The organism is Roseimaritima multifibrata (assembly GCF_007741495.1).
In the GTDB taxonomy this organism is placed as follows: Bacteria; Planctomycetota; Planctomycetia; order Pirellulales; family Pirellulaceae; genus Roseimaritima; species Roseimaritima multifibrata.
Genome location: NZ_CP036262.1, coordinates 4449557 through 4475142 on the forward strand (window position 1 = coordinate 4449557; position 25586 = coordinate 4475142).

The window sequence follows — 25586 nt, forward strand, 5'->3', positions numbered from 1 at the left end:
AGATGCATTGCAGGAACAAGATCGAACGAATGACGTATAAAATCCAGCATTCGAAAAATCCTGCGTCAACGTGACCAATCTCACCACCTGGGAAAATGGTTCCGCCGAATTCACTTTTCGGGGCAGCATTCCGAATGGGTTGCGACCACCCGGATGCTGCTTGTAGTATCCCGTTGCCTGAAAGCTTTCCTTCCTTGTTGAGGTTCCTCGTGCCACGTCTGTTCGCTATCAGTGTCGCCGCGCTGCTCTTTGTTGCGATCCCAACAATTTTGGTTGCACAATTCGGAAAGTTCTTTTTCGGATCCCCGGCGGTTCCGGAAGTGACGGTCCAGCAATTGCAGAAGTTGAACGCGAAGCAGCCCGAGGAACTTTACAAAATCAATGAACAGTATCTGATCCTGGATGTAAGGGCCCCCGAAGAGTACCAAGTGTCAATGATCCCTGGAGCGATCACGCAAGAGCAGTTTGAAAAGAATCAAGCAGAGTATCGCAACCGAACGATCATCGTTTACTGCACGATCGGATATCGGTCCGAAAAGTATGCAAAGAAACTGATTGCGGATGGTTTTATCGCCCAGAATTTTAAAGGTAGTATCCTAGATTGGTGCCGCGCAGGAATGCCGCTGGTGACCATGCAAGGTGAACAGACGAATCGAGTGCACACCTACAGCTCCGAATACAAAGTCCCTCCCAACTACACGGCAGTCTACTGAACAGACGCAGCACAATGCTGTTGGAGCCTATTCATACGAATGCCGAATTCTTTGATCTTTAGGCCGAGCTGCCGATCCTGCACACCAGCGAATACGATCGCAAGACATCAACCGGCGGATGCGGATTGCCTGACAGCTGTCGATCGTTAGCCAGACAGGAAATGTTCTTAACCTACTTGTTGTTCGCGTCACGTCCCATCGATTGAATCGGAAGCCTAGAAAGTTTGTAGCCTTTCGCTCGGGACGTGAAATCTATAAATGAAGGGTATGCAGCAGTCGACGAGTCTACATGAGGCCGAGTGAACACGTAGCCCGGAGGGCGGCAGATACTTGCCGGCGGCGCGAGCCGCCGGAGTGGGGATCGCGAAAAGGAAAGCCCAGCGGGCGACAGAACCACCCTTGTCTGTCCACGCTCTGGCGAGCGCAGCTACCGTCGCCAGACGGTGGTTTCCAAGTGGGGTTGCTGCTGTGCGGCAATGCATCGCGCCCCCCCAACCCGCCGCGTAAGCGAGGGATTGCAGACAGTGTTCCCGGTCCCTCGGTTACGAAGCGGCTTGGGATTAGTTGCGTCGACGCTGCTAGCCCGCAGGCTTCCGAAAGAGTTCCGTTTCCGGGCTTGCCCCGGCGGCCTCACAACTGGCAGCTACCCTCATATGCGTTCGAAGCTGCCGGAGAAGGATGAACTGAAATCCAGCAACAGGGTAGCTGCCGACGCAATAACCGGCATGAGCCCAATGCGATCCACTTTCTTAGCGGAACGGCGCAAGCCGTCCGGCAATCGCACAGAAAACAGGATGGATTTTCCGGTCCGCTTGCGCCGACCGGCTAAGAAATCCGCCCGCAGAAAGCATTGGGCGCAAGCCGCCGGCATGGCTGACTAACAGGTATCGCTTACGATGCGTCTAACCATTCTCAAGGAACAATACCGAAGCTAAGGTCAGCGTCCCACAATTTCGGTTGCGGGACGAAACGCGTACCAGGGGAACCAGAACGTATTCATCCATTGAATTCCGGGATCGGCTTTGACGACTCGAATCGTTTGATCATCAGCGTCGAAGGCTACCGTGAACTTTTTGCTGCCAAGAGACTTTTCGATTTGCGTCGACTTTCCTTCGAACGCAGAAATCGGAATCGCCAGCGAATTGGCGTCGTCCCAAACGCCCAGCACCGTTTCCTTCAAAGGCAACGCGTTGCTGGTTGGCTTTGCCGGGAACATCAGATTGGGTTGTTGAAAATAGCGAGCGTACGGGCTGGTTTGATAGTTTCGTCTGTGGCCGGTTTCTGACGAAACCACCAATGTGTTGGGATTGCGTTTCTGCCAAGCGGCCCACGTGGTCAGCTCCATCGGCAACGCGGCCAACTTCATTCCAGCACCGGGGCCGGAAACACCTTCGCCTTTCACCTGCGACCAGAGGCTTTCCGTTTTGGATCGGTCGTACATCAACACGTTGCTGTTGTACAGCAATCCTGATACGCCGAACTCCCGTTCCCCAAGCGGAGTCCGACGATCAAACACGACCGCCGAATCGCACAGTGGGCAATAGGTCACAGCGATCGGAAGCTCGCCGATGCGATCGTTGATGATCTCGTGGTAGTTCAAAATGGGCAGTGGGTAAGCACGCGATTCCCGCCCCGACACCACGCCGATCACTCGATCGTTGGGGCGCAAGTAAGTCGCTTCGGCGGCCGAGACCATCATTGGATTGGACAGGGCAGGGATACCATCTTTGGGCGGTCCCCCGGCGCGAATTTCTTGGACGGGAATGGTTGCTTGGCTCAAGTCGAATCCAACATCGGCTTGTCCTCGAAGCTGCACCACATGCACGCTTAACGGATCGCTGTCATCACGATCAACCTGACGCGGCAACGACCATAGAGCCGCTAACGTTAACGAAGTGAAAATCAACAGACTGCGGATAAATCTGGACGGAATACTCATTTCAGATCAACTCCAATTCGACCGATCGACGTGTTGGTGACTTCAACGCTTCTGTGAGCTAGCTCACGGACAGGCGGAACAACAGAACGCAATACTCTGTCCCGATAAAACGAATTTCTTAACCCACGAAGGAAAGAACGATGTTCAAGACCCTGCAACGTACCCTGTTGGCGATCCTATTTTGCACTCCGTTGCTCGGCTGCACCCCAAGCAGTTCGCCGGAACCGGTAGACTCACCGGCCGCAGCAAGCACCGACGATCAACCGAGCACGCCAAACACACCAAAGACTCCACCGCAGGGCTCAGGCACCTCGAATTAGCGACAGCAACGACCGCCAGGTTTGGTCAAACAAAACAATCCATTCCCAACGCGGCAATTGCATTCTCCCAAGGCCGCGTCCCAAAGGTTGTGAAGCAACTCACAATTCCCAAAAGACCAACACCAAAATTCTCCCGCAAGGCCCCGTCGCGATGCAGAGCTATTGAACTCATACTACAGCGTCGACGCTGCACCATTCTCTGCTCCCCCGCAGTCGATTGATTGGTTGGCACGACTAACTTGGACTCAATGTCTAGAGAAAGTTACCAATCAAAGAAGCGGCAAGGTTCGGGGACATTCCCCAGTTGTTGCCATGCGTCGACTCATCACCGCAATGAATCACCAAGTCCACTTCCGGAGCCTGCAATCCGAGATGTTCGTTGTGAATGTCAGGAATAAGCTATTTCTTCATGCGGAGTGTTCTCGAAAAAAGGAGTGCTGTAAACCCAGCGGTGCTTGAGTTCCACAGAAAACGGATTCAGACGATGGTCTGACATTCGATGCTTTGATCGAGGGTAGCTCCGATCCATGATGCAAGGCGAACTCTTGATTTGGTAGACTGCATCACTGTAATTTTTACGTGACGCAAGGGCAATGAACTATGGCGAGATCGCAACAAAGTGGCTGCCTGGGGATCTTTCTGAAACTGTTGGGCATCGGTAGCGGAGCCGGACCGGGAAGTAAAAATCAAGATCTTCCATACCGTGTACGCGACAACTTCCTGTCAGCCGCCGAGTTGGCCTTCTATCGCGTTCTTGAACAAGCGGTCGGGCAAACCTACTCGATCAACAACAAGGTGCGACTATGGGATGTGCTGTATGTTCCGCGAAGCGACGAGAGCCGCAAATACGAGAATAAGATCAGCAGCAAGCACCTCGACTTTCTGCTCTGCGACCCGATAACCATGCAGCCGGTCTTGGCCGTCGAACTCGACGACGCCAGCCACGATCGCAAAGACCGACAAGATCGTGACGCGTTTCTCGATCAAGCACTCGCGACCGCTGGCCTGTCCATCCTGCACATCACAGCCGCTCGTACCTATTCGATCGCAGAAGTCCAACAACAAATCACGAGTTTTTTACCCGACGAGGCAAATACCTCGCCAGCTCCACCACCATTGCCGACGAAATCAAACGCCCCCTCCTGTCCGAAATGCCATACCGCAATGGTCCAACGCAAAGCCGCAAAGGGAGCACACGCCGGCAAGCATTTCTGGGCTTGTACCAACTACCCACAATGCCGCGAAATCATAGGTATCGACTAACTCGCGGATATGTTCGGTCAATTTCTGGTTAGCAGAATTATTAATTGCTTGTCTAGTCGCTTGCATCACCTTGCCGATGGCCATGGAATGCTCACCAAAAGCGAGCCACTGAAAAGAAGAGCTGCGACGGCATCTGCAAAACCATCCCTAAATACAATGCGGCGTTTCATTTAGCTGCAATTGTTTTAGTGAATTGCTTGTGAGCAACGACAATAATTCGCACTCGTCAAGCCTCTCTTTTAAACCATCAAGTCGGCGGGCCAAATGAAATAGGGTCCGAAACGCGGGCTGGTGCGAAATTCGCCTCCAGCAGCTTTACCTTTTTCGGTTAGGTACGGCGTGCCGTCCTTGTCTTCCACGAGTCCCGTGGCGATCAACTTTTCTAACAGTTCCTTGGTCTTGACGCCCATCTGCTTAGCAAGTTTCGAAGTTGTCAACTTGTCGTATTTCTTTTCGCTTGAATCAGGGTTCGGCAGTGGCGTTGGCTCAACTGAAACGATTGGCGGATCCTCTACTCGCTCGGCTGACATCCGCACCGTGTCACTGACTCGAAGGATTCGCTGGACCTCTTCCTTCGCGTCCGAATAGAGCTGTCGATCGTCAGTAGCATCGAAATAGATCCCCATTTCATTATTGTTGACTTGACTGAACTCATAGAGATTCATACTCGTCACAATACATCCGTGCTCGCTCATGTAACACTTCGCATGGAGGTTCTTGCAGAAACTGGTACGGACCAGATCCAGGTTACGTAGCCAAGTGATCTCGTCCGGTCTTAGCTCAACCTTCCCGTAAACGATTCGCACATCAATCTTCAATCGGTTTTTATCTTCCAGCAGCTCACGAATGCGGTCGTTTAGCTGAAGGTACGGACTTACAAGAACCAATTGAACGCTTGCATCCTTGATTAGGTTCTGCAAGTAAAAGTTCACACCGGTCGTATCGAGGAATTTTGCCACGTAATTTTGCCCCTGTTCAAATAAAGGTTGTTTGAGGAAAGAGAATATTAAATCCGATCGAATCCGAGAAGTCGACTACACGTTTACGAATCTTCGGACTGTTCACTCGCTTGTTTAGTCGCTTGCATCGCCTTGCCGATAGGGAGGCCGGCGAACGGGAACGTTGGTTCAACTCTAGTGCTCTCAAATGCAGCGACGATTGCGGCTCGATATTCCTTGCCTCCGAGTCCAATCACGTCCGCGTATTGGTCGAGTTTCATCATCGCGACTTGCTGCTTAAGTATTTCTGTGGAGACGGGACCAGACGAGTTCCGTTTGAAGGTGACTTCATACGGACCAGGAAGCTCGAAGTCGGGCAAGATGAAGCCGTACTTCGCACTGAGGATGATCCAGTTGTTCCCCTTTCGTTCCGCATATTTCCGATTTACTTTAAACGGTGAGCCGGTATAGGCATCTTTCGCAAAAATCGGCCCGACAGTGGGCTGCTTGGCCCAGATCTTCGCCCTCCCGCATGGCACGACGACGAGAATGGAATTTACATGGAATTTGTCGGATGACATTTAGGTTTCCTGATGCTGGATAAAGTCTCTCAGCGAGAAGTAACGCTCATCGCCATCCTTAGGACGCCAGAGAAAACCGTTTGTCCCGTCGAAGCGAACCCGATCGCCTGATTCAAAATGGAACCAAGCTCGGCCCTTGGGATTCTGAGCGTCTTGGTTCTTGGCAGACGCGAGCCGAACAGAAAACTGTTTATTGGTAGCACGCAACCATTCCAGTAATCGCCATTCCGGCTCAGTCTCCAACGCAACTTCAGAAACGGACCTTGCTCGTTCCAGCCCCAACCTTGTTGTCCAGCGTCCCTGCGTCGGCATGAAGTCCTGGGCGGTGAACTCAATATCACGGTTCATTGGACGGATGGGGCTTAAACGATATAGCACCATGAGTTCGTTGCGACGAGGCGGCCACGGGGTCGCGATGTCCGAGCGATCCACAATTTCGAACGAACGAACGTCGGCCACGTGTCGGATCCCCGGACTGCCCAAGCTAGCGGGCGTGTAGATCGCAACCTGCTTAACATGATATTGTCGTGGTTGTGTTTTGGCGTAAGGTTGGTAGTAAACTCGTTCCGACATCACCCAATCGAAATGCTCTCGTGTGCCGGGCGCACGCAGCGTTCCAATCAGAACCGCTTCGCTGGCCGCGATTCGCCAGTCACGCGATCTCTCGTCCGCCGAATTCGCAATCGCCCGGTCGGCCATCGACCAACCGCCTTGGCGAACGGCCGAAAGCAACCATTCTTTCAAGAAAGCAGTATTGCTGGGCAGTACCGGAATCGCCCCGACACCGAGTCGCTCCAGGGATTCCCACAAGCGGCTGTCATGAAAATTCTCGTCAGGCGATGGATTCATCGGAAACAATGCCGCCGCTTGAATGACAGAACGCTTTAACTCAAACGTATCCGATTCACTTTGGTCAATTTCCAGGATCGCATCGCGGTAACGATGTAGAACATTGATTGCGTCAGCAGGCGGGCCAAACGCGCCAAATTGCTTGCGATAGTTATCCGTCGCGTCGATGCGATACTTGGCATCCGCGACCAACTGAATGATGGGCCAGCCGTCTTCCTCGAACCGAATCAAAATGTCCGGCTTCTGAGGAATCAGAGTTGTGTCATGATTTGAAAACTGCGGGTTGTACTTCACCCGAATCTTTCGATGCTTTCCAGTTGAGAATGCAACTTGCTGCGTCTCCCCCTGCTTCAACTGAACTGACAAGCCGGACGATCGAACGCGGAACAGCGAGTCAAGATTCTGCGGCGGACCGTGTTCATCTTGGAGGATGCGAACAACGGTCAGATACGTCCAGTACTCGTATAGCACCTCCAAATCTTTAACCGCCAACTGAATCAGATCGCCTTCCAGACGCAAACCCATCTTCAAAAACATCAGCAGCCGATACGCTTCACGGTAACCCGGTGCCGACACCAGTTGCAGGGAAGCGAAACCGATCGGCGGATCGCCGTCTGCTTCTTTGATTGGTTCCAGGTTCAGCAGCCGCGACACACGACTCTTCAAACGAGTGATGCCATCCAACGTTCGCTTTCGTCGAGACGTCAATTCGGCTTCGGAATCGTAAATGTTCGCAATCTGACCGAGTGTTCGCTGCACATCGACCAGTTGATTACGCAACCAGCGGTGTTCCATTGTGTCGAGCGTTAACTCCGCCGGTCGCTCAACGATCTGCTCACGGACAGAGATGCCGTTAAGGCGGACAAGTGAGCCTTTACCCTGGCCGCGGCGAACCTGCGCCCGCACGCGCGAATCCACTTTTCGGATCCGTTCCAGCCGAGATGTTCGCTCACGCCGGACTAGCGCTCGCGTTGGTCGCTGAGCAATGTGATTCATCGCCGTGTCGAGTTCGTCAATGATCTGTTCGATCAAGACCAGCCACTCGAGCTTCGATGGCGGACGATCACTGGACAGTTTGCCCATCTGGTGAGTCGACCGCAGGTATTCGTAAGCGAGGTTTGTCAGAATCGACTGCACATCGGCGACGATGTCTTGGTAGTCCGATTTGTAGTCGATCTTCGTTGGAAAGACTTCGACTTCAAAATCGAGCGTTCGATTTCCATTTACGTATATCGAGAACAGGCTTCGTCCGATTTGTCCCCGGAAATTCACGCTACCATGAACCACCCGTCCGTTCTCTTGCGAGTTCAATGCCCGCGTGATCACCGGATCGCGGTGGCGAATCTCGACCGTGTCGCCTTCGTTTGCGCCGCGAAGGTAAAGCTGGTATTCGGTCTGTTCGTACAGCGGTGGCCCGTTTGTATCGCTGGCGTCAGTGGCAACGGCTTGCGGCACACCACTTCGCATCATTGAATCACGCCACTGCAGACCACTGCCGTGAGAAATCAACTGTAAACGCCCCATGACCGGCATCGAATGAGCCAACACGGCGTGGTCGCTTTGGCGAACACGATGCCAATCAAGGGTGAAACGATTCGTAGCGATACAGAACAGGTGCTTCATGGCTACAACCAGAACGATGTGTAGCCTTCGGACGTCAATCGCTCCCACATCAAGCAAAGCCGTGATGCGGTGCGCGGATAAGTCGCATGCTCGATCGCGTCGGGTCGGCCCGCTTTGGCCCAACTTTCAACCGCGGTCTCGGCATCATCCGAATCGCTCGCCAACTGGCTTACCGACTGACCATGAGCCAATCCCAACAACCCAATCATGGTTCGCCGAATCGCGTTGCTTCCCCCAACCAAGCGCGGCAACACTTTCATCATTAAAGCGAGGTCCAATGGATCGACACGTTCGCCATTGCGTGTGATAAACGAATCCGTCAAATCATCCGCGTTCAACAGGAATAAGATGACTTCATCGCGTGTCCGGTAACCAACCTGCAACTGACTGTGGACCAAGCATTTGTTGGCATCTTGAAGAACCGTCGTCGCGCGAGCGGCGGCGTCCTGAAAACGGGAGTCACCATGGTCGCACTCTGAAATTCGTGTTGCCCGGCAATGCCAAAACGATGCCGGCCAATAAACCGGATCCACTGATGCGTCAGACGGAGTGGACTGATCCAAGTCCAAGTCGACTTCAGACAGTTCCAGCGTGAATGCACGGTCCAGCACTTTGCGGCTGAAACCGTGCGAACTCTCGTCCATGTTTACCGTTCCGACGATCCCAAAGTTTGCTGGCATGGTCTGCTCTTGCCATTGTTGGAATGTTGATGGCAATGTTTGTGCGACCAGCTTCGTCGATTCATATCCTCCCGAGAGAGACTTCTTTCGGTCCTCGATCGCACTAAGCACTTCCGCAAAATAGTGTTCGACGCGAGCGATATTCATTTCATCCAACAAACAAACACAAAATCGTTCCGTGTCCGTCGAAGCGCCCCTCGCTGCCTTCAATACAACACCCGGGCGGAATCCATCCTGCAAATCAACGTAGCCCAGCACATCCGAACTGTCCGTCCAGTCGGGCCGAACCGAAACGCGATCGATTTTGCCAGTCGTCAACTCCGCTACCAAAGCCGGCAGCTTTGATTTCCCCGTACCCGAAACGCCCGCCAAAATCACGAACGGTTTCGTACGCATCGCCGTGATGTACGTCGCAATCTGCCACGGATGAAATATGAACCCCTTCGCGGCAATCGCGTCAATCAAATTGCTCGTCGCCTCCGCCAGATCGGTTTCAGCTGGCGGTACGATCACCGGCGGGTCGATTTCTTCACCGCAATCCAATCCTTCCAGTCCGGGTACACCTTCATACGTACGCCGCATTTCACAGAGAAACGGCTGATTTGATTCCATTGGCGAAAGCGTATGCATAGCTAAGACAAGCGTTGTCGGCATGTCGACCTCCTTGTCACTTTTCCAATCGACGGTGCGCACGTGCGGATGCGGAACATCCTGGTCGCGGTACTCGTAACCGCCCGTGATCACGCCCCAACCATAAACTCCGCTCCGACCTCTCTTTGCAAAAACAACATCCCCCGGGGTCATCTTCTCGCAAAAGTGCCAAAGCATGCGAGCGACTGCCTTGCTTCCGTAATCTGGGTAGGTTTCAGACGCGCGTGCCGCAACCGCATCAACGCTATCGAAATTCGAGAGATCGCCAACTTCTTTCCATCCGATATTGATGATGCCAGCCGTTTGCCAAAGGTCCCAAAGAACGCCGCCCTCGCCCGGAGCTAACAACCAATATTTCGGCATCGCATTCACCACCGTCTTGTTAGGCCACCACTTAGTTTTAATCGCATCAAGAACTCGCGATTGACAATCCCCATCCTGCAGCATCTGCCAATAGGCCTCCTGAAGCCGAGCATGTGACACCTTTTCCCTGATTTTCGCTGGCGTCGGGGCTGAAACATCGAGCAACTCATTTGTGTCGTGATGAGCGAGCATCCAAAAAAGATCACTTGCCAGGCGGCCAAACCCTTCAGCCAACTGTTGCTCACCGATCTCTTCGCCGTGCTCTCGCATTCGTGTGATGAATCGAGGCAGCAACCAACCGAAATGAATGTTATTGTCCAGCAGTTCTTCATCACGAATCGCCTCGATCACCAACGCCAGAATCACCGGTTTGTAAAGCTTGACCGTCTGCATCGACTTTATCAGCGAGATGAAGTTGTCCGCTCGCTGGCGATCGTCTTGAAACGCGATCGCCATTTGCCGGTCAGCCTTCAGACCTATTTCTGGCATCTGCAAGTAAAGGATTTGAACAGCGACGGTGTTATCAATCTCTTTTCGATGAGCTTCGCCGCCATTCTGCCTAAGCCACGCAAGTCTCGACTCAAAGGCAGACGCCGTGACTCGGGCCGGGCTTTCTGAATCAAGACGCTGAACCGTACATCCACGATCATCGACATCGCTGATGCAGTAGCGGCTGCCTTGCTTAGGGCTCACCAACACAACGCGTTCGTTTGCCAGCACTTGCATTAAACCAACAAAGTCAGTTTTCTCTGGTAGAATCAGTCGTTCTTCAACCCACTGCTTATAAGTGCTCATCAGTGTCTTAAGCGACTGAGTCAACTCAATCGGTGAGCCCTTGATTTTATCAAGATCGACAAATTGCTCGAACACCATCCCTTTGTCGTAACGCCGTGCTAACCCGCCAGAACCAATCGCTGTTCGCTCGGCTGTACCGCTAACCACATCCACGAACCCAGACTCCGTCAATTCCTGCCGGCTCTCACTACCAAGCTCCTCCCAAACTTCGCCCGCTTTTTCGTCCTCGCGGCCTCGAAAAGCGGTTGCAGCAACCCCCAATCCAATGCGAATCCCCACCGAAGTTTCGGAGGAAAAATGAATGACAGGATAGACACCCTTTTGGGCGCTGGTGGTTTCGCGGCTGTCGAAGAAAGCAACCCAGGGAACCGCTGCCCAATTACCTTTACCAACCGAGGCCTCTACGACCCAGTGCTCGTTGTCACAAAGCACCGAGAGCAACTCGGCTCCCCGTTCTTTCAGCTGACGTTCCAGCTGTTTCGCTTCCGCGTCCCCGCTCATCGTCGCCGGACGATCGGGATAGATGGTTAGAAGTTGCGAACAGGACGCCCAAAATGGAGCCCATTGACTGGCCTCATCATCGTTAATCTGATACTTCACGCCTTTGCTGCTCCTTCAATATCATTCAAGAAAGACGAGTAAGGATCAATCGCGTTGACCACCAGCTGACCTCTTGATCGATCGCAGGAAACGCAGAGTAGACGACGTCGCAGGTTTACGCCTAGCGAGCCCCAGAAAATATTCATCAAGCTCCGTACTTCGTCAGATCGTAAAGCGAGGCCAGCCGCCCGATGAAGTGCCTTAATCGTCTTGCCTGATCGCGCCGTACTCCACACACGAGCTGGCACTTTATAAAGCATTTCGCCAATCGCTTCTTGAGAGGGATGCACGAAAACGGCCCGTCTATCCAAAAATACGAAGAGAAGCCGAAGTAAGCTTTCCACACTAGACATAAAAAGGTTCACCTACTTGCACTTGAGCTCGAAACAATGAGCTCCCAATGCATACTCGGGTACTCGCAAGGAAGGGCAAGAATGTGCTCATCAAAAAACGGGACTTCGGAGTCTTAAACAATGTTGCAATTTGAAAGAAGAGTCCCAACAGCATACGGTCAGTTCAGGGGTGCCACAATCACCTATCGAACTAGACCGTTGTCGGTCTAAAAGTTTTGTTGATACGCGGCCGATAGAATTTTGCAAACACAACCAAAATGAAGTTTCGAATTAGCTTCGCCCTTACCCGAGCCGATCTTGCGCAACAGATAGACGTCAGGATTTTGCACCACAGCAAGGTCCAACGAATCCGATTGCGCTCCGTGATTATTTGCGAGGCGCATGCGGATTGGCAGGATGAACAGATTCAGTCGATCAATGAATCGCTTGAATCGTTGGCACGAGTCAACGCTGATCTCGTAGTGAAATCAGCACGAACTGTAATTGACCTCTATTCTGCAATTGACGATGTCCGCAAAGTACCTGTGTTGAACTTGTCAGTGCGTGAGTCATGTAGTGAGAAAGGCTAATAATCTCCAAACGCCGTTTGAATTAAATGGGATGAACAATCAGCGGGGGCGAATTTGCTTTGAATAGCAATTTGGACCAGTGGACGTACGAGATGTCGCGATGAAAGCGGGTTCTACAGAAGGCATGATTGATTCCATGAAGGCACCCCCTTTTTTGGGACATTACTCGCTGACCGGCACGCCGACGCTGTTGACGGCTGATATTGCTTGCTCAGTCTATAGCGTTGCAACGGTGGAAAATGGTGGTGTATCTCCGAGATGAAGGGCCCCGAACTGAATATGGTTATATTCTGTTGAGTGCAGACTGTGCGATCGAGGTAACCGGGAGAAAACGTGATGAGTAAATTGCGATTTGGTTCGTGTGTTGATTCGGATGAATTGGCTGGTGAGAACCGGCGTGTTCTTGAAATTCGCTATGAGATTGCGGAGTCGCTTGGACGTTCGGCTCTTGATGCTATCGATAATGGCGAATACCTGACCGATGATGGGTTGGTCGATTGGTCGGGCGAAATTGAGGCGGCCGAAGCGGCTAAGATTTCGATTCCTTCCGATGCGACTCTTCCGGAAACTGGACGAGGATCGGAAGGTGGCGGGCATGCGGAGACTTTGGTGACCGTTGTGAATCGAACCACTCTGTCCGCCGCTTCTGCACTGGTCGAGCAGGGGCATCGCCCGTTGGCTCTTAACTTTGCAAACGGCGTCGAGCCCGGTGGTGGTTTTTTGAGGGGTGCGACCGCTCAAGAGGAGACGCTTTGCCGATCGAGTGCGCTGTACGCGACTCTGTTCGACGATCCGATGTACGACTTCCATCGCAATCACGATCCGGCCGCTTCAAGCGATTGGGCCATCCTGTCGCCTGACGTACCCGTTTTCCGAAACGATGCGGGCATGGAATGCGATAAACCCTGGTCACTCAGCTTTCTGACCTGTGCAGCGCCGTATGCGCCGACCGTCGGGCGACTGACTGCAGAACCTATGCTTCGCCAACGGATTCACCGCGTGCTCTCGATCGCAGAAGCCTACCGGTACGAGTCGCTCGTGCTGGGCGCGTGGGGATGTGGTGTGTTCGCAAATGATCCGCTGCAAACCGCAAAAGATTTTCGAACCGCCCTCGAAAGCGATTTTGCTGGAGCTTTCTCACACGTGGTCTTTGCCATCACGGATTGGTCGCCGCAGCGCAGGTACTTGCGCCCGTTCTGCGATGTGTTTTCGGATGCGTGACCAACTCGTACGTCAGTTCAGGGCCGGGAATCGACGACGTGGTTTTGCCATCGGTCCGAGCAGGGCGGATTCTTTACCAGCTAGACGTCATTTGATGCTGCGGACAGTTCACCAATAATATCAGTAAGATTCAGCTGACGCTCAGCGGGTGAAGTGCGAAGCGTATTGAGCATGATACGCCGAAACGGTTCCGGAACCGTGCTGATGGCAGAGGATCCTAACTTGAGGTCCCAAAGTGTAACCGCCATAGCTTCCTGCAAACTTTCACCTGCGTTGGGAGGCTTTTTGAGCAGAAGCCAGTGGAGGAGCCCACCGATGGCGTAGATGTCGGTTTTGGGGCCAATGGAACCGAACGCGGGGTCGATCTGCTCGGGTGCAGCGAACCCCAACGTTCCACCAAGGACTTGAGACCCGCTGAAACCTTCAGACGCCGATCGCGATGAGGCTTGTGAAAAACCAAAGTCGGTAATCGTGACTCGATCTTCCGCATCGACAAGAACGTTCGTCGGAGTCAGATCGCCGTGGACCAGGCCCGCGCGATGCACGGCTTGGATCGCTTCACAAACCTGCAGCAGCAAATCAACTATCCGTTTCGGTGCGGCATCGACGACATCTTGCAGTGAATGCCCCTCGATCCACTCGCTGATAACATACGGTCCCCCATGGGGCGATTCACCGTACCCGAGATAGCGAATGACGCCGGGGTGCGTGATTTTCGAAGCGATATTGATCTCTCGCAAAAACGACCGGCGAGCACCTTCGCTCTGCCAGAACGCTTTCCGCAAAAATTTTACGGCAACGATGCGGCCGTCGGACTGCATGCTGGCACGATAGATTTTTCCAAAACCACCGCTGCCGATCAGTTTGCCGAGCACAAACTGGTTGTATTGAACTCGCGGCAGTGTCGGCGTGCTTCGTGCCACGTGTGCGGCGTCCTTCGTGATCGTGGTATCCGGGGCGAGCCGGTTACGCACTCGCGACAGGCGGCGACGCACGGTTCGTTCGTCGATGCCAAGCGTCTGGGCCAGTTCTCGTTGCGTCTGGCCTGCCAGGACGCCCTCAACGATTTCCACTAAATCGTCTGGCAATTCTGCCTTCAGAATCGCGAGGAATTCGCCCGCCTGATCATTGGCACTGGAGGTGTTGTCGCTGGCGGCTTGAGGCTGGACATCATCGAGGGCAAATCGGCCCAGATCGCCGCCTCGTTTGAGCGCCGTCTGACGCTCGATGGACCGGGCCATTTTGCGACGTGCAAATGTTGCGAGCAATCGCCACAGCGAAACACTAACACTGACTTGAATGCGACTCTGTCTGGCGGCATCAAAGAAGCTGCCCATTGCGGACTGAACGATTTCGCTCGGATCCATCGAGCCGCGGAAACGTCGGTTCAGGCGACTGGCCACCAAGGCCACCAAACGTATTGCGTAGCGATCGAACAGGACGTTGGCAGCTCGTTCATCACCTGCTTTCCAGGCGTGCAGCAACCAACCATCCGGCCGATCCGTGATCGATTCGAAAATTTCGGTTTCTTTTTCGTGGTTGCTGTCCGGTTCCAAACTCGCTTTCTCACTTCCTAGACGACACGGTGCTTCGCCACCGTGATGAACATCTACACCAGCGGTGGCAACACCGTTATACAAGAGGAGAGACAAGAATGGCGATGGTGGTTACCGATCCCTGCATAGGGTGCAAAGACAAAGCATGCCTCCCGGTCTGCCCGGTCGAATGCTTTCACAGCAACGAAGACGAGCCGATGGTCTACATTGATCCGGACGAATGCATCGACTGCGGAGCCTGCGTGTCGGAGTGCCCGACGGAAGCAATCTTCCACGAAGACGATGTACCGGACCAATGGAAAAGCTTTATCGAACTAAATGCCGTAAAGTCAGCGACGTGTCCGTCTGCACACGAATGAACCGACTTCGGCAAGCGACCGCCGAATGCAGGCAGTCGATTTAGTGGATACTGCAAGAAAGGCCGGACGGCTTGCGCCGTTCCGCTAAGAAGGGACGTTCGAATTCAAAATCTTAGCGGAAGGGCGCGAGCCCTCCGGCCTGCATACCAATCTGCGAGAAAGGCCGGACGGCTTGCGCCGTGCCGCTAAGAGGGGACGCTCGAATTCAAATTCTTAGCGGTTGGGCGCGAGCCCTCCGGCCTGCAAACCACTCCGCAAGAAGGGCCGGACGGCTCGCGCCGTGCCGCTAAGAAGGGACGTTCGAATTCAAATTCTTAGCGGAAGGGCGCGAGCCCTCCGGCCCGGTAACCACTCCGCAAGAAGGGCCGGACGGCTTGCGCCGTTCCGCTAAGAAGGGACGCTCGAATTCAAATTCTTAGCGGAAGGGCGCGAGCCCTCCGGCCCGGTAATGACTCCGCAAGAAGGGCCGGACGGCTTGCGCCGTGCCGCTAGGAAGGGACACTCGAATTCAAATTCTTAGCGGTTGGGCGCGAGCCCTCCGGCCTGCATACCAATCTGCAAGAAAGGCCGGACGGCTTGCGCCGTTCCGCTAAGAAGGGACGCTCGAATTCAAAATCTTAGCGGAAGGGCGCGAGCCCTCCGGCCCGGTATCCAATCTGCAAGAAAGGCCGGACGGCTTGCGCCGTGCCGCTAAGAAGGGACGTTCGAATTCAAATTCTTAGCGGTTGGGCGCGAGCCCTCCGGCCTGCATACCAATCTGCAAGAAAGGCCGGACGGCTTGCGCCGTGCCGCTAAGAAGGGACGCTCGAATTCAAATTCTTAGCGGTTGGGCGCGAACCCTCCGGCCCGGTATCCAATCCGCGAGAAAGGCCGGACGGCTTGCGCCGTGCCGCTAAGAGGGGACACTCGACTGGAATAACTATGTTAAAATCACGACCGTATCCGTTATGAAACTCTTGCCCCCATGGTTCTGATATGGCATGGCGACCTGAACGACTTGTGAAGGCTGGCGAACTTGATAACTCCACACTCGGCTGGACGATCGGCTGGCTGGAACTTGAAGGGATCGACCAGCGACTACAACTTAAATTGGCCGGCAACTGCCACCCAGACCTGGCTGGCTGGAAATTTCGCATTAATCGCATAGAACCGGAACTGCCTGAACCTGATACGTCGCCCGACAATCCGGATATTAGTCTCGACCAATCCGGCCACGTCGGTGACATCACCGCGGACCAGATGGTCAAACACCATGAAATGTCCGACAGCGAATTGGTGCGTCGCTTAGTGGCTGGTGAAAAGCCGCCGTTCACTTGGCGCAAGTGTCTGTACTTGGAGTGGTTCAGCAACGCCAACGGCCGCATCGTGATTCAAAGCACACGACTGGAGGTCGAGCGGATCGGAGAGCGAGCGTTTGAGCTGACCGAGGATGAATGGAAAGAACAGGTACAGCAAAATGCCAACGAACTTGGCCACTCCATGGTTCAACTTACCGATGCGTTGCAAGAACGCGAAGACGAGGACGAGGACGACGCATGAAAGATCATGTGAATCGAATCTCAATCGGCATATGCAGCGATTTTTAAAGATGAGCACGAAAAAGGGCCGCTATGGTAACTGAACCGAAATCGCCGTTGGTCCTGCTATCAGGGCTTGCCGCGGACGCTCGAATCTTTACGCCGCAGAAGGTTGCTTTTCCGCAACTAAATTGCCCGCGTTGGTTGGTTCCAGAACGATCCGAGTCTCTAAACGACTACACCCGACGCTTAGCAGCAACACTCGACAGCGAGCCTTGCTTCATCGGTGGTGCGTCTTTTGGCGGCATCGTCGCCTTACATCTGGCGGAACATGTCGACGCCAAAGCCGTCATCCTGATCGGAAGCATTATATCGCCGTCAGAACTACCACTTTACGCCCGCTGTGCTCGACCGTTTCGTTTCCTGGTTCCCGTGATTCCGATCCGGCTTCTGCAGTTCCTCATTCGACCGCTCACGATCCGAATCGTGCGGCGACATGCACCGATTGTATATGGATTTGCCAGTCAATTTCGCGACTCAGACCCGGTAGTCTTCAAGTGGTCTTTGTCACGGATCTTGGATTGGTCAATCGCACCGAACGTTTCTTGCCCCGTCTTTCATCTGCATGGCGACCGCGACTGGATACTCCCGCTGCGATATACCTCCGCCGACAGAATTGTCGCGGGCGGCGGGCATCTGCTTTCGCTAACTCACCCAGACGAGGTGAACTCCTACATCCGGCAAATCGTTAGCCAGCTTACGTCACCATCGGCTGCTGCAGACGACAGCAACGAACCGGGACAGGATGGGTAGGGTGTGAAGGACTGTTAGTGTTCGCGGGGGAGTGAATTTTTTTGATGACGTCATTGCCGTAGCTCCGCCTCTCCGAGGCGGAGAACTCGGTAACCACGAGTCTCGGAGAGACTCTACTACGTGCCACCGGAATGGGGATCGCGAAAAGGAAAGCCCAGCGGGCGACAGAACCACCCTTGTCTGTCGCCCGCTGGGCTTTTCTCATGCGCGCGCTCGGGTTTCCGTTGGCTTACGCCAACGGCAAGTATCTGCCGCCCGCTGGGCTAAAATCACTGCACTCAAACTTGGGTCGGCAGGATTGAATCCTGCCTGTAAGTTTCACGTCCCCCGCGAAGGTAGCTGCAGGGGAGCGTTCTTTCGCGGGGGCATGTGAAATTTATTCGTGACGTATGGCGAGCCCTCCGGCCTGCATACCAATCTGCAAGAAAGGCCGGACGGCTTGCGCCGTGCCGCTAAGAAAGGGACGCTCGAATTCAAAATCTTCGCGGAAGGGCGCCCGCCCTATTTCCTGCGTGCCCCCTTCACCGCTGGAGCACAACCTCGAACAATACGGTTTCGCGAATGTGATACTCCGTTGCAACAAAGTAGGATGAGGCACCGATGTCCGAATACCAATGGGTCGAATTCAGGGCGATCGAATCACCGCTTGATCGAGAAGCCATCGAATTCATGCACACGCAGTCTTCGCGGGCGGAGATTGACCAGTGGCGTTTTGCCAACGAGTACCACTATGGCGATTTTCACGGCGACGCCTTGGAAATGCTCCGTCGAGGCTACGACTTGCACGTGCATTATTCAAACTTCGGCAACCGAACGCTCTATTTTCGGTTTCACGACGGATTTCAGTTTGCGGAATTGGTCGATCAGTACACCGATGATGAACAAATATCCTGGCAATCGGATGAGAAGGGTAGCGGCGGTATGCTGATGATCACCCCTGATGGCGCCATGGAGATGGCCGAAGAGATCTGGGACCCTGAAACTCTAGCGTCCGATTTTGTTCCACTGTGGGAAATGATCAATCGCGGTGACATGCGACCGGTGTATTTGGCCTACTTGGCTCTCTGCACTTGGTTTGACGCCGAAGATGACAATGATTTAGAACCGCCCGTTCCTGCTGGATTAAAACAATCCCACCCCAGCCTAGATCGACTGTGCGTCTATTTGGAAGTGGATATTGATCTACTGGACTTGGCGTCAGAGGCTTCGTCTGAGTTACAGGACCAATCGCTTAATTCAGAGCGGATTGGTGAATGGTTGAAAAGCCAAGACCACGAACCAATGAGGGCAATGCTACAAAGAGTTTTATGCAATCCACACGAAGAACCGCAACGATTGCTCCGGGAAATTGCAGCCGAACTGCACTCGCCAATCGCTCCCACTGAGAGTCGCAGGAGTCTGCGTGAGATGCGGCGGCAAGCCGATGAACGGACAATACAGCGGAAAGAAGCGATAGAAGCTGAGAACGCTCGAAAAAAAGCCGAGGTCGAACGCTTGGCCCGCAAGATTCATGAGAATCAAATTCAATCCATCACGAAAGATCCGAATCCAACTCTCCTCCGGATTGAAAAGGCTATCGAAGAGAAGAACCGACCTGCATACGAACGAGCCGCCAGCGATTTGAAACTGCTTCAAGAGGCGTTTGGTCATGTCTACGCCGGGGCCAAGGCTGACGAGATACGAAGCAAGTACTCCAACCGGCCTGCACTCCTCGCGGAAATCCGAAAAGCCCTCGAGGGTTGACCACGGTGACTGCCGTTCAGGCACAGCCCGGCTGATTCGGTGGCGTCTCTTTTTACGAAGCGACCGGACGGCTGTCGCGTCCGCTTGCGATTTCGGAAGCCAGAGAGCATACGGACGGGCAAAATGGCCCATGTTAGTTCCCACTGCGATCGGGTCCCAGAGCATCGATGCAAGTCATTCCAGCCTAATCAGGGCGGAAGCAATCCGAACTGAACCGAAAAATCCATTAGCCTATAGCCCCGTGGGCTGTGGATATATATTGCCCGGATGGAAGATTGTCGTCTTTCGCTCCGCGAGAGTTCTTTTCAGGGGGCGTTCTTTCGCGAAGCGAAAGGCGACAATCTGAAATTCGTTGCCTTGCTGGGCTCAATACATTTCCGAAAGGTGCCGGACCATTTGCTCGCATTCGTTTCGAGGCATCGGAAGGAGAGCATTCATCCTTGTTGGCAACCGGAATCGACGCGTTTAGGACTTCCCTCAAACCGGACTGGACGGATGACCGCCTGGTAGCTTTCACTGCTGGCGAAAATCCGCGACAATTCCTGTTTGCCTTTGTTGCTGACGCCAAATGCCTGATCCAAAACATCTCGTGACCGACGGCGCGGACTTTTAAAAATACGGCGACTCACTAGCCTCGACTTTCAGCCGAAGAACCCGGCATTACCGTATCAAGAGAAAACGCTTCATCATGAAAGCTGTCTGCGCGAAACAGTATGGTCCTCTCCAAAACTTACAAGTTTGCGATATGCCCAAACCTGAGGTTCAGGCGTCCAAAATATTGGTGCGAGTGCACGCCGCCGGACTTCACATCGGCGATTGCTTCACGGTTCGTGGGACACCTTTTGTTGTACGAATGGAAACGGGTTGGCGCCGACCGAAAAGCGGGGTTCCTGGCTACGACTTTTCCGGCGTGGTCGAAGCGGTCGGCGAAGGTGTCACCGATTTCGCTGTGGGCGACGAAGTTTACGGCGAATGTCCTGGCAGCTGCGCCGAATTTGTTTTGGTGGCCAAAGACAAGCTGACTGCGAAACCTAATGGCTTGTCACACGTCGAAGCCGCCGCCATGCCCACGTCGGCACTAGCGGCGCTTCATGCTTTGCGCGATGTCGCCAAATTGCAGGCGAGCGAATCGTTGCTAATCAACGGAGCGTCGGGCGGCATTGGAACTTTTGCCGTTCAGATTGCCAAAGCGTTCGGCGCCGAAGTGACAGGAGTTTGCAGTGGGAACAATGCGTCACTGGTCAAGTCGCTTGGTGCCGACCATGTGGTCGACTACAACGCAGTCGATTTCACCAACTCCGGAAACCAATACGACTGTATCTTTGACAATGTAGAGAACCGCAATCTGTCAGATATCCGTCGCGTGCTAAAACCGTCCGGGACACTGATCTGCAATAGCGGAACCGGAGCGAGCGGATTGGCGTTCTGGATTCGTTTACTGAAACCGCTGGTTCTTTCGCCGTTCAGCAAGCAACGACTTTGCCGATATCTCTCGGTGCCAACGCGTAAAGACCTGGAAGTGCTTAGCGAAATGGTAAGCGATGAAAAGCTAAGGCCTGTCGTGTCGGAAGTCTACCGGCTCGACTCGGTCGCAAAAGCGTTGCAGGACCTGGAATCCGGACGCACCGTCGGCAAACGAGTCGTGAGGGTAATCGAAGCATAAACGCATCACGCCAGCGATTGGCTCGGGCTTGACTTGGTGAGCTGAACGAGTTGTCGTTACGACGGCAAGTCACGCTTCGACCAACTGCAGAGCGTAAGAGTTGGTGCACTGGCATTTTTTTGTACCGGCTGCGCTGAATCGGCTCCGACATAGTTTTGCTTAATGGAACTATCCCAGCACTTGAACCCGAATCGGACCACTGATTCCGATTCACTCTTCATCGCACATGTTTCGACGGCGAACCAGAAAGTGCTGGCCGGCCGGACGGCCGGTGAGAAATTTGGATGAATCGACGGCGCGGTCGATGCCAAGGAAATGCGACCAGATTTTAGTCCGATTTTCTCTTGTTACATGGATCAGTTTCTGGGGTGTAGATCAGTTCGTTATACTCTTACTTAAGGCGTTTCGTTTGCTGCTGGGAACACTGGTTAGCAACTCCTCGCCTTCCTACGCAGAATGATTGAAGCTACCTCGATAGAAGCGATCACAAATCGTAATCAACCTTGCTCTATCTGCGACGCTGACTTTCCATGTAATCGCAGATGGGATCAAAGCGGCGAAGTGCACCGCGAGAGTTTCAGAGGAACTTTAAAGAGGATCTCATTTGCCGAAACATCAACACTTCAAAGCCGATCAGTACGCTACAGTGTCGTGTTAGCAAGGACATCGGAATCTAGTGCCGCTGGATGTAGGAACCTAGCTTCACAACGCCAGGCCATTCGCGGAAAATTTCCGAGAACCACGAACGGCAAGTTGCTCGTAGCCCCAGCAGCCACCTAGAACGGACGTACGAAAACACCCGTTGAGCAATAGAAATTAGTCGCTTTAGTTCTTCGCAGATTGATTTCGGTTTACTCGGCGGTCACGCCCGACAACGAATACCAATGCACCAAATCCTAATATAGCGAGAGAGGTTGGTTCCGGGACTGTTCCCGGCGCCGACGCCGAATCGACATTCAGAATGTCGAAAGCCCATTCAGCAGTGCGGGCATCTCCGTTGACGTCATTAAAAAATGGGTTGGAGCCATACATTTCATCGAACGTAAAGTTGGGATTGCCCTCATGAAGAAAACCTAACGAAATATGGTCCCCGAGTCCGCCAGTGAAGAAATTGTCAAATTGTGAGACGGCTACAGTATAATCGCCAACCGCCAATGGTATCGACAAGAAAGTGTCATAGTCTGAGCTAGTAACGGGGTCGATCCCAACGTCAGGGAATGAACCGTCGTCGTTTGTTCCGATAAGGTTTCCACTTGAGTTGAATAGCGAAAGTATGGGGTCGAATCCGCCTGCCGAGATGATGTTCCCCTCTGAATTTGTTCCCCCCGCATAGGATAGTGTTTTAAGGGTAACGGTGGACGGTGCACCGACACTAAAATCAAAAAGTAACACGTCATCGTCTTGTCCAAAGACTCCAGTAAATGAGAAATTCATCAAGCCAGCTTGCACCTGCTCCGCCGAAGTTACAAGCATCGTCAAACACGCAAACGCAAATATAAATCGTTTCATTTTCGTCCCCTAAAAGCACCTTCTTCGCGAAGGTTAGATGAGTCGTAGATTAAATTAGATCGAGTGCAACACGCAGCAATCCACGCATCGCATTCGCGGCAATCAGCGTCATGATTTTCAACGGATAGAATCGTTGAGTATCTATGAAGGTCTCAAGGGACATAAAGAGTGAGGAGATTGTGCCAGATGAATGTCATGAACTGACAATCGCCATCGCAATTCTGCGACGGGCAGTAGTGTCGCCACTCGATCCCACGCGGGAGACGCAAATTCAGCATCCGTGGAGGACAATGAGAGTGCCGCAAGTGCCCCGATGGGTAGAGTGTATCGAAGGTGCTCTTTATGTTCCCGGTCTCTTGGGGGAAGTACATCCGGAACTGACACGGCCCCACTTGCCTGTGAGATATGCGGACCTGCCTGTGAATTGAGCATCACCCCTGCCTTCGCCATCGTCGGACAAAGCATCAACGCACAAACCAGCAGGGGGGCTCGAACATCCATACAACAAAACTAAAGCACCACATGGGGGGACGCAAGCACCAAGTCTCCGTTAGTCTAAAGAAAATCCAAATTTTCCTTGCCGTCATGATTCACTCGTTTTCTTTCCACCATCAAAGCAAAAGAAAGGATACACCCCAAGTGGAACTATCTCGTGGCTCAGGGAATGAATACAAATTTATCTAAAATGTCAAACCATTTTTGGTGCCGTAGCACGGTCGGTTGGTTCGAACTTGATGGGACCGGCAGCAGCAGATAACGGGTTACGAAGAGAGGATCTCTGCATTGGGCAGGCGTTCACGCAGTGCTTTTATTCCCTCTGGAGTGAGCTTCGTGTCGGCGACATCGATGTAGTTGAGGGCCATTGCGATGAGAGTGGGAACCGATGCGTCGGTCACCAGCGTTCCGCACAAGTTAAGTCGCGTGAGGTTTGGCAGCTGTGCAATCAGCTCGATCGCTCGATCGGTAACGCCGGTTTCCCAGAAGCTGATCCCATCGAGATTTGGCAGCGAAAGCAGCGGCTGGACGTCTGCGTCGGTAATCTCCATTTTGTTGAAGTCGATATCGACGATGTCCTCGTTCGGAATTTTCTCGCGGCCGCGAAAAGGTTCACCGAGGAACGAGAAGCGAACTCCTCGGTCCGTCAAAGCGATCATAGCAGCATCCATTAAACCTCTCTCCATCCTGAACCGTTAATGTTTAGCTGGTCGATAAGCGAACGCTCCGTCTGTGGGCTTCTGACGGATTGCATTCCGCGGCTCCCATGCTTCTCCGGCGATGACGCGTCCCCTCTTCATTCTTTTCCCAATCTCCGGCGGCTCAAGGCATGATGCTGTGTTGAAGTTTTGGGCAAGAAAATGGGGGCAAGAAAATGATGTGCGGATCGGGACTGGTCCGGGGCGTCCTGTCACTAAGTCTCTTGTTTAATAATAACGTACCGGGAAACCGAAGAGGATGCTGCGGACGCTTCGGGCCACAGCAGTACGGATAGATGCTGGTTGACTTACTTGCTCAGGCGAATCGTGCTAAGTCGTCGTTAATCGGAACGGTTACTCCCTTTTCCATTCGCTCTAGCGGCTTGACGCCAAATTCGCTTTGGTGTCTTGCTGTACTTACACAGGGAAGGGGACTAACGGTAACGCCGAATCTGCCTATAAACGCATTTGCTAAAACCCTGGAAAACCGATCGAAGGAAGATGGTTAGTACTTGGGAAAGATGGCCGGAGTCGGAAAGCGGTCTTCGTGGTCGAAGTTGAACAAGTATTCCTCGCGAGGCAATTGCATCTTGGGCCAGCTTTGCGGGCGGACGCGGACGATTCTTGTGGGGCGGATGCCTTCGATAATCAGGTCGGTCTCATACTGAATTTGGATGCCGCTGCTGCCGAGCGGGATTTTTCCCGTTGCCTGAGTGACGTCAAGGATTTTGCCGGCGGAAGCCATGTGCGAGGGGCCGTAGTGGCCGGAAGTGTGTTTCAAGGTGTTCTCGGCTGCATTCATTTGTGCCCCGACACCTTTTTGGAAATCGGCGTAGAGGGAGGGATCCATTCCACCGAACAGTGTCGCGGTGACCGTCGCGCGACCGAACTTTCCATATTCGACCGCATCCACCCAGGCTGGCATCCAGCGGCTGCGGATGAATACTTTGTGCGTCTCGGTCTGCAATTGGGCGGCGTGTCCGATGGAGGCATCATCCAACCAGATGTCCGAGATGTGGAAGCGTGTGAAAGCGCCACTCAGGCCATCTCCCGCTGCGGGTTTCCACGTGATTCCAAGCAGAACCGCTTGGCCGCCCAGGTCTTTCTTGCCGCTCGCGGGCCATGCATCTTCGGCGATCATGTCCGCAACGGTGATGCGTTCGCGTCCGCGCCAGATTCGGGTGGCGGAGTCGAAGGTCAACTCTTCATCGCTGAAGTTGCCGTCTCCGCCTACCTTCGGCTGGCGGCTAGCGATGATCCTACCCGTATTGTTCTCAAGCTCCACTTCCTTAAGCTTCCAGACCATTCCCTGGTCCAGGCAGTGGCTGGGTTCGTCTTCCAGCAGGAGCACATGATTCTCCGCCGGCGTGGTGCCGATGCCTCGATAATGCCCTACGTCTTTCGTCTTGCTATCGACCGGCAATACAGGCACGGCGGAAATTTTCGGGTCAGGCGGTAGGAAAGCCTGGGCGTGCATCACGGTACCAAGCGGGATGTCGCGAAGATCCGCCGGCGCACCGTGATACCGGATGACACCGTAAGGAAGCATTGCAAAAGGCTGCGGATCGTTTCGGTAAAATTTACCGGTCCCTTCCACACGGAGACTACCGCGGCGGTTCGCATGGTCCACGAACACAATTTCGCCTCGATAGGCGTGCGCCTTTTCCAATGGCGGAAACTTCCCAGCTTTGGGACGGAACGGTTCATTCGCGATCGTCAAAGTCGGGGTCAACATTAAGAGCGATAGACAGAACGTTGCGGCTGGTCTCATGTTT

The 25586-nt window shown here is 53.6% G+C and carries 18 protein-coding genes; 9 read left to right on the top strand and 9 right to left on the bottom strand.

All coding sequences use genetic code 11. From position 1 onward, the window contains the following. Window positions 1-209: 209 nt before the first annotated feature. The gene (locus FF011L_RS16035) at window positions 210-713 is read left to right on the top strand and encodes a rhodanese-like domain-containing protein (protein ID WP_218932669.1); all 504 of its coding nucleotides are present in this window, start codon (window positions 210-212) and stop codon (window positions 711-713) included. 937 nt (window positions 714-1650) lie between these two features. Here the strand turns inward: FF011L_RS16035 and FF011L_RS16040 are convergent. Continuing rightward, window positions 1651-2652 (bottom strand): DUF3179 domain-containing protein, encoded by a 1002-nt coding sequence (locus tag FF011L_RS16040; protein WP_145352642.1) that lies wholly within the window; start codon window positions 2650-2652, stop codon window positions 1651-1653. A gap of 140 nt (window positions 2653-2792) precedes the next feature. On the opposite strand from FF011L_RS16040, the gene FF011L_RS16045 reads away from it, so the two are divergent. After that, window positions 2793-2972, top strand: coding sequence for a hypothetical protein (locus tag FF011L_RS16045; RefSeq protein ID WP_145352643.1), 180 nt, complete (start codon window positions 2793-2795; stop codon window positions 2970-2972). 600 nt (window positions 2973-3572) lie between these two features. Further along, the gene (locus FF011L_RS16050; RefSeq protein WP_218932670.1) at window positions 3573-4235 is read left to right on the top strand and encodes a DUF2726 domain-containing protein; all 663 of its coding nucleotides are present in this window, start codon (window positions 3573-3575) and stop codon (window positions 4233-4235) included. Window positions 4236-4474: 239 nt separating this feature from the next. Here the strand turns inward: FF011L_RS16050 and FF011L_RS16055 are convergent, their stop codons facing one another. The 4 genes from FF011L_RS16055 to FF011L_RS16070 form a co-directional block, all read right to left on the bottom strand. After that, the gene (locus tag FF011L_RS16055; protein WP_145352644.1) at window positions 4475-5194 is read right to left on the bottom strand and encodes a phospholipase D family protein; all 720 of its coding nucleotides are present in this window, start codon (window positions 5192-5194) and stop codon (window positions 4475-4477) included. A gap of 83 nt (window positions 5195-5277) precedes the next feature. Next, window positions 5278-5754, bottom strand: a complete 477-nt coding sequence (locus tag FF011L_RS16060) for a DUF6884 domain-containing protein (protein WP_145352645.1) — start codon at window positions 5752-5754, stop codon at window positions 5278-5280. Then, window positions 5755-8226: a DUF2357 domain-containing protein gene (locus FF011L_RS16065; protein ID WP_145352646.1), complete on the bottom strand. Its 2472-nt coding sequence runs from the start codon at window positions 8224-8226 to the stop codon at window positions 5755-5757. It lies immediately after the preceding gene. A 2-nt stretch (window positions 8227-8228) separates the two neighbouring features. Then, complete coding sequence (locus FF011L_RS16070) at window positions 8229-11315, bottom strand: MrcB family domain-containing protein (RefSeq protein WP_145352647.1); 3087 nt, start codon at window positions 11313-11315, stop codon at window positions 8229-8231. Between the two features lie 1258 nt (window positions 11316-12573). Here FF011L_RS16070 and FF011L_RS16075 point away from each other — a divergent pair. After that, window positions 12574-13458, top strand: coding sequence for a TIGR02452 family protein (locus FF011L_RS16075; protein WP_145352648.1), 885 nt, complete (start codon window positions 12574-12576; stop codon window positions 13456-13458). Between the two features lie 80 nt (window positions 13459-13538). Here FF011L_RS16075 and FF011L_RS16080 read toward each other — a convergent pair whose 3' ends face one another. Beyond that, complete coding sequence (locus tag FF011L_RS16080; RefSeq protein ID WP_145352649.1) at window positions 13539-15110, bottom strand: protein kinase domain-containing protein; 1572 nt, start codon at window positions 15108-15110, stop codon at window positions 13539-13541. A 2-nt stretch (window positions 15111-15112) separates the two neighbouring features. Here FF011L_RS16080 and FF011L_RS16085 point away from each other — a divergent pair, with 2 nt between their 5' ends. From FF011L_RS16085 to FF011L_RS16105, 5 genes are all read left to right on the top strand, one after another. Next, entirely contained in the window at window positions 15113-15373 is a 261-nt protein-coding gene (locus FF011L_RS16085) for a 4Fe-4S dicluster domain-containing protein (RefSeq protein WP_145352650.1), read from the top strand. 975 nt (window positions 15374-16348) lie between these two features. Further along, the gene (locus FF011L_RS16090; protein WP_145352651.1) at window positions 16349-16912 is read left to right on the top strand and encodes a hypothetical protein; all 564 of its coding nucleotides are present in this window, start codon (window positions 16349-16351) and stop codon (window positions 16910-16912) included. 71 nt (window positions 16913-16983) lie between these two features. After that, a complete protein-coding gene (locus FF011L_RS16095) occupies window positions 16984-17703 on the top strand; it encodes an alpha/beta fold hydrolase (RefSeq protein WP_145352652.1) in 720 nt (239 codons plus the stop codon). A 600-nt stretch (window positions 17704-18303) separates the two neighbouring features. Continuing rightward, window positions 18304-19446 carry a hypothetical protein gene (locus FF011L_RS16100; protein ID WP_145352653.1) on the top strand — a complete coding sequence of 381 codons (1143 nt, stop codon included), beginning with the start codon at window positions 18304-18306 and terminating at the stop codon, window positions 19444-19446. Between the two features lie 745 nt (window positions 19447-20191). Further along, window positions 20192-21109 carry an NAD(P)-dependent alcohol dehydrogenase gene (locus tag FF011L_RS16105; protein WP_145352654.1) on the top strand — a complete coding sequence of 306 codons (918 nt, stop codon included), beginning with the start codon at window positions 20192-20194 and terminating at the stop codon, window positions 21107-21109. Window positions 21110-21934: 825 nt separating this feature from the next. Here FF011L_RS16105 and FF011L_RS16110 read toward each other — a convergent pair. From FF011L_RS16110 to FF011L_RS16120, 3 genes are all read right to left on the bottom strand, one after another. Further along, on the bottom strand, window positions 21935-22618 hold the full coding sequence (locus FF011L_RS16110) for a DVUA0089 family protein (protein WP_145352655.1): 684 nt from the start codon (window positions 22616-22618) through the stop codon (window positions 21935-21937). Between the two features lie 761 nt (window positions 22619-23379). Continuing rightward, a complete protein-coding gene (locus tag FF011L_RS16115) occupies window positions 23380-23784 on the bottom strand; it encodes a leucine-rich repeat domain-containing protein (RefSeq protein WP_145352656.1) in 405 nt (134 codons plus the stop codon). Between the two features lie 532 nt (window positions 23785-24316). Beyond that, complete coding sequence (locus tag FF011L_RS16120; RefSeq protein ID WP_218932671.1) at window positions 24317-25546, bottom strand: hypothetical protein; 1230 nt, start codon at window positions 25544-25546, stop codon at window positions 24317-24319. Window positions 25547-25586: the final 40 nt, after the last annotated feature.

Excerpts from the sequence above, each read along its gene's own strand:
- FF011L_RS16040 (WP_145352642.1), bottom strand. The coding sequence starts at position 2,652 with ATGAGTATTCCGTCCAGATTTATCCGCAGTCTGTTGATTTTCACTTCG.
- FF011L_RS16065 (WP_145352646.1), bottom strand. The coding sequence starts at position 8,226 with ATGAAGCACCTGTTCTGTATCGCTACGAATCGTTTCACCCTTGATTGG.
- FF011L_RS16045 (WP_145352643.1), top strand. The coding sequence starts at position 2,793 with ATGTTCAAGACCCTGCAACGTACCCTGTTGGCGATCCTATTTTGCACT.
- FF011L_RS16115 (WP_145352656.1), bottom strand. The coding sequence starts at position 23,784 with ATGGATGCTGCTATGATCGCTTTGACGGACCGAGGAGTTCGCTTCTCG.
- FF011L_RS16120 (WP_218932671.1), bottom strand. The coding sequence starts at position 25,546 with ATGTTGACCCCGACTTTGACGATCGCGAATGAACCGTTCCGTCCCAAA.
- FF011L_RS16095 (WP_145352652.1), top strand. The coding sequence starts at position 16,984 with ATGGTAACTGAACCGAAATCGCCGTTGGTCCTGCTATCAGGGCTTGCC.
- FF011L_RS16060 (WP_145352645.1), bottom strand. The coding sequence starts at position 5,754 with ATGTCATCCGACAAATTCCATGTAAATTCCATTCTCGTCGTCGTGCCA.
- FF011L_RS16090 (WP_145352651.1), top strand. The coding sequence starts at position 16,349 with ATGGCATGGCGACCTGAACGACTTGTGAAGGCTGGCGAACTTGATAAC.
- FF011L_RS16085 (WP_145352650.1), top strand. The coding sequence starts at position 15,113 with ATGGCGATGGTGGTTACCGATCCCTGCATAGGGTGCAAAGACAAAGCA.
- FF011L_RS16110 (WP_145352655.1), bottom strand. The coding sequence starts at position 22,618 with ATGAAACGATTTATATTTGCGTTTGCGTGTTTGACGATGCTTGTAACT.
- FF011L_RS16100 (WP_145352653.1), top strand. The coding sequence starts at position 18,304 with ATGTCCGAATACCAATGGGTCGAATTCAGGGCGATCGAATCACCGCTT.
- FF011L_RS16105 (WP_145352654.1), top strand. The coding sequence starts at position 20,192 with ATGCCCAAACCTGAGGTTCAGGCGTCCAAAATATTGGTGCGAGTGCAC.
- FF011L_RS16050 (WP_218932670.1), top strand. The coding sequence starts at position 3,573 with ATGGCGAGATCGCAACAAAGTGGCTGCCTGGGGATCTTTCTGAAACTG.
- FF011L_RS16075 (WP_145352648.1), top strand. The coding sequence starts at position 12,574 with ATGAGTAAATTGCGATTTGGTTCGTGTGTTGATTCGGATGAATTGGCT.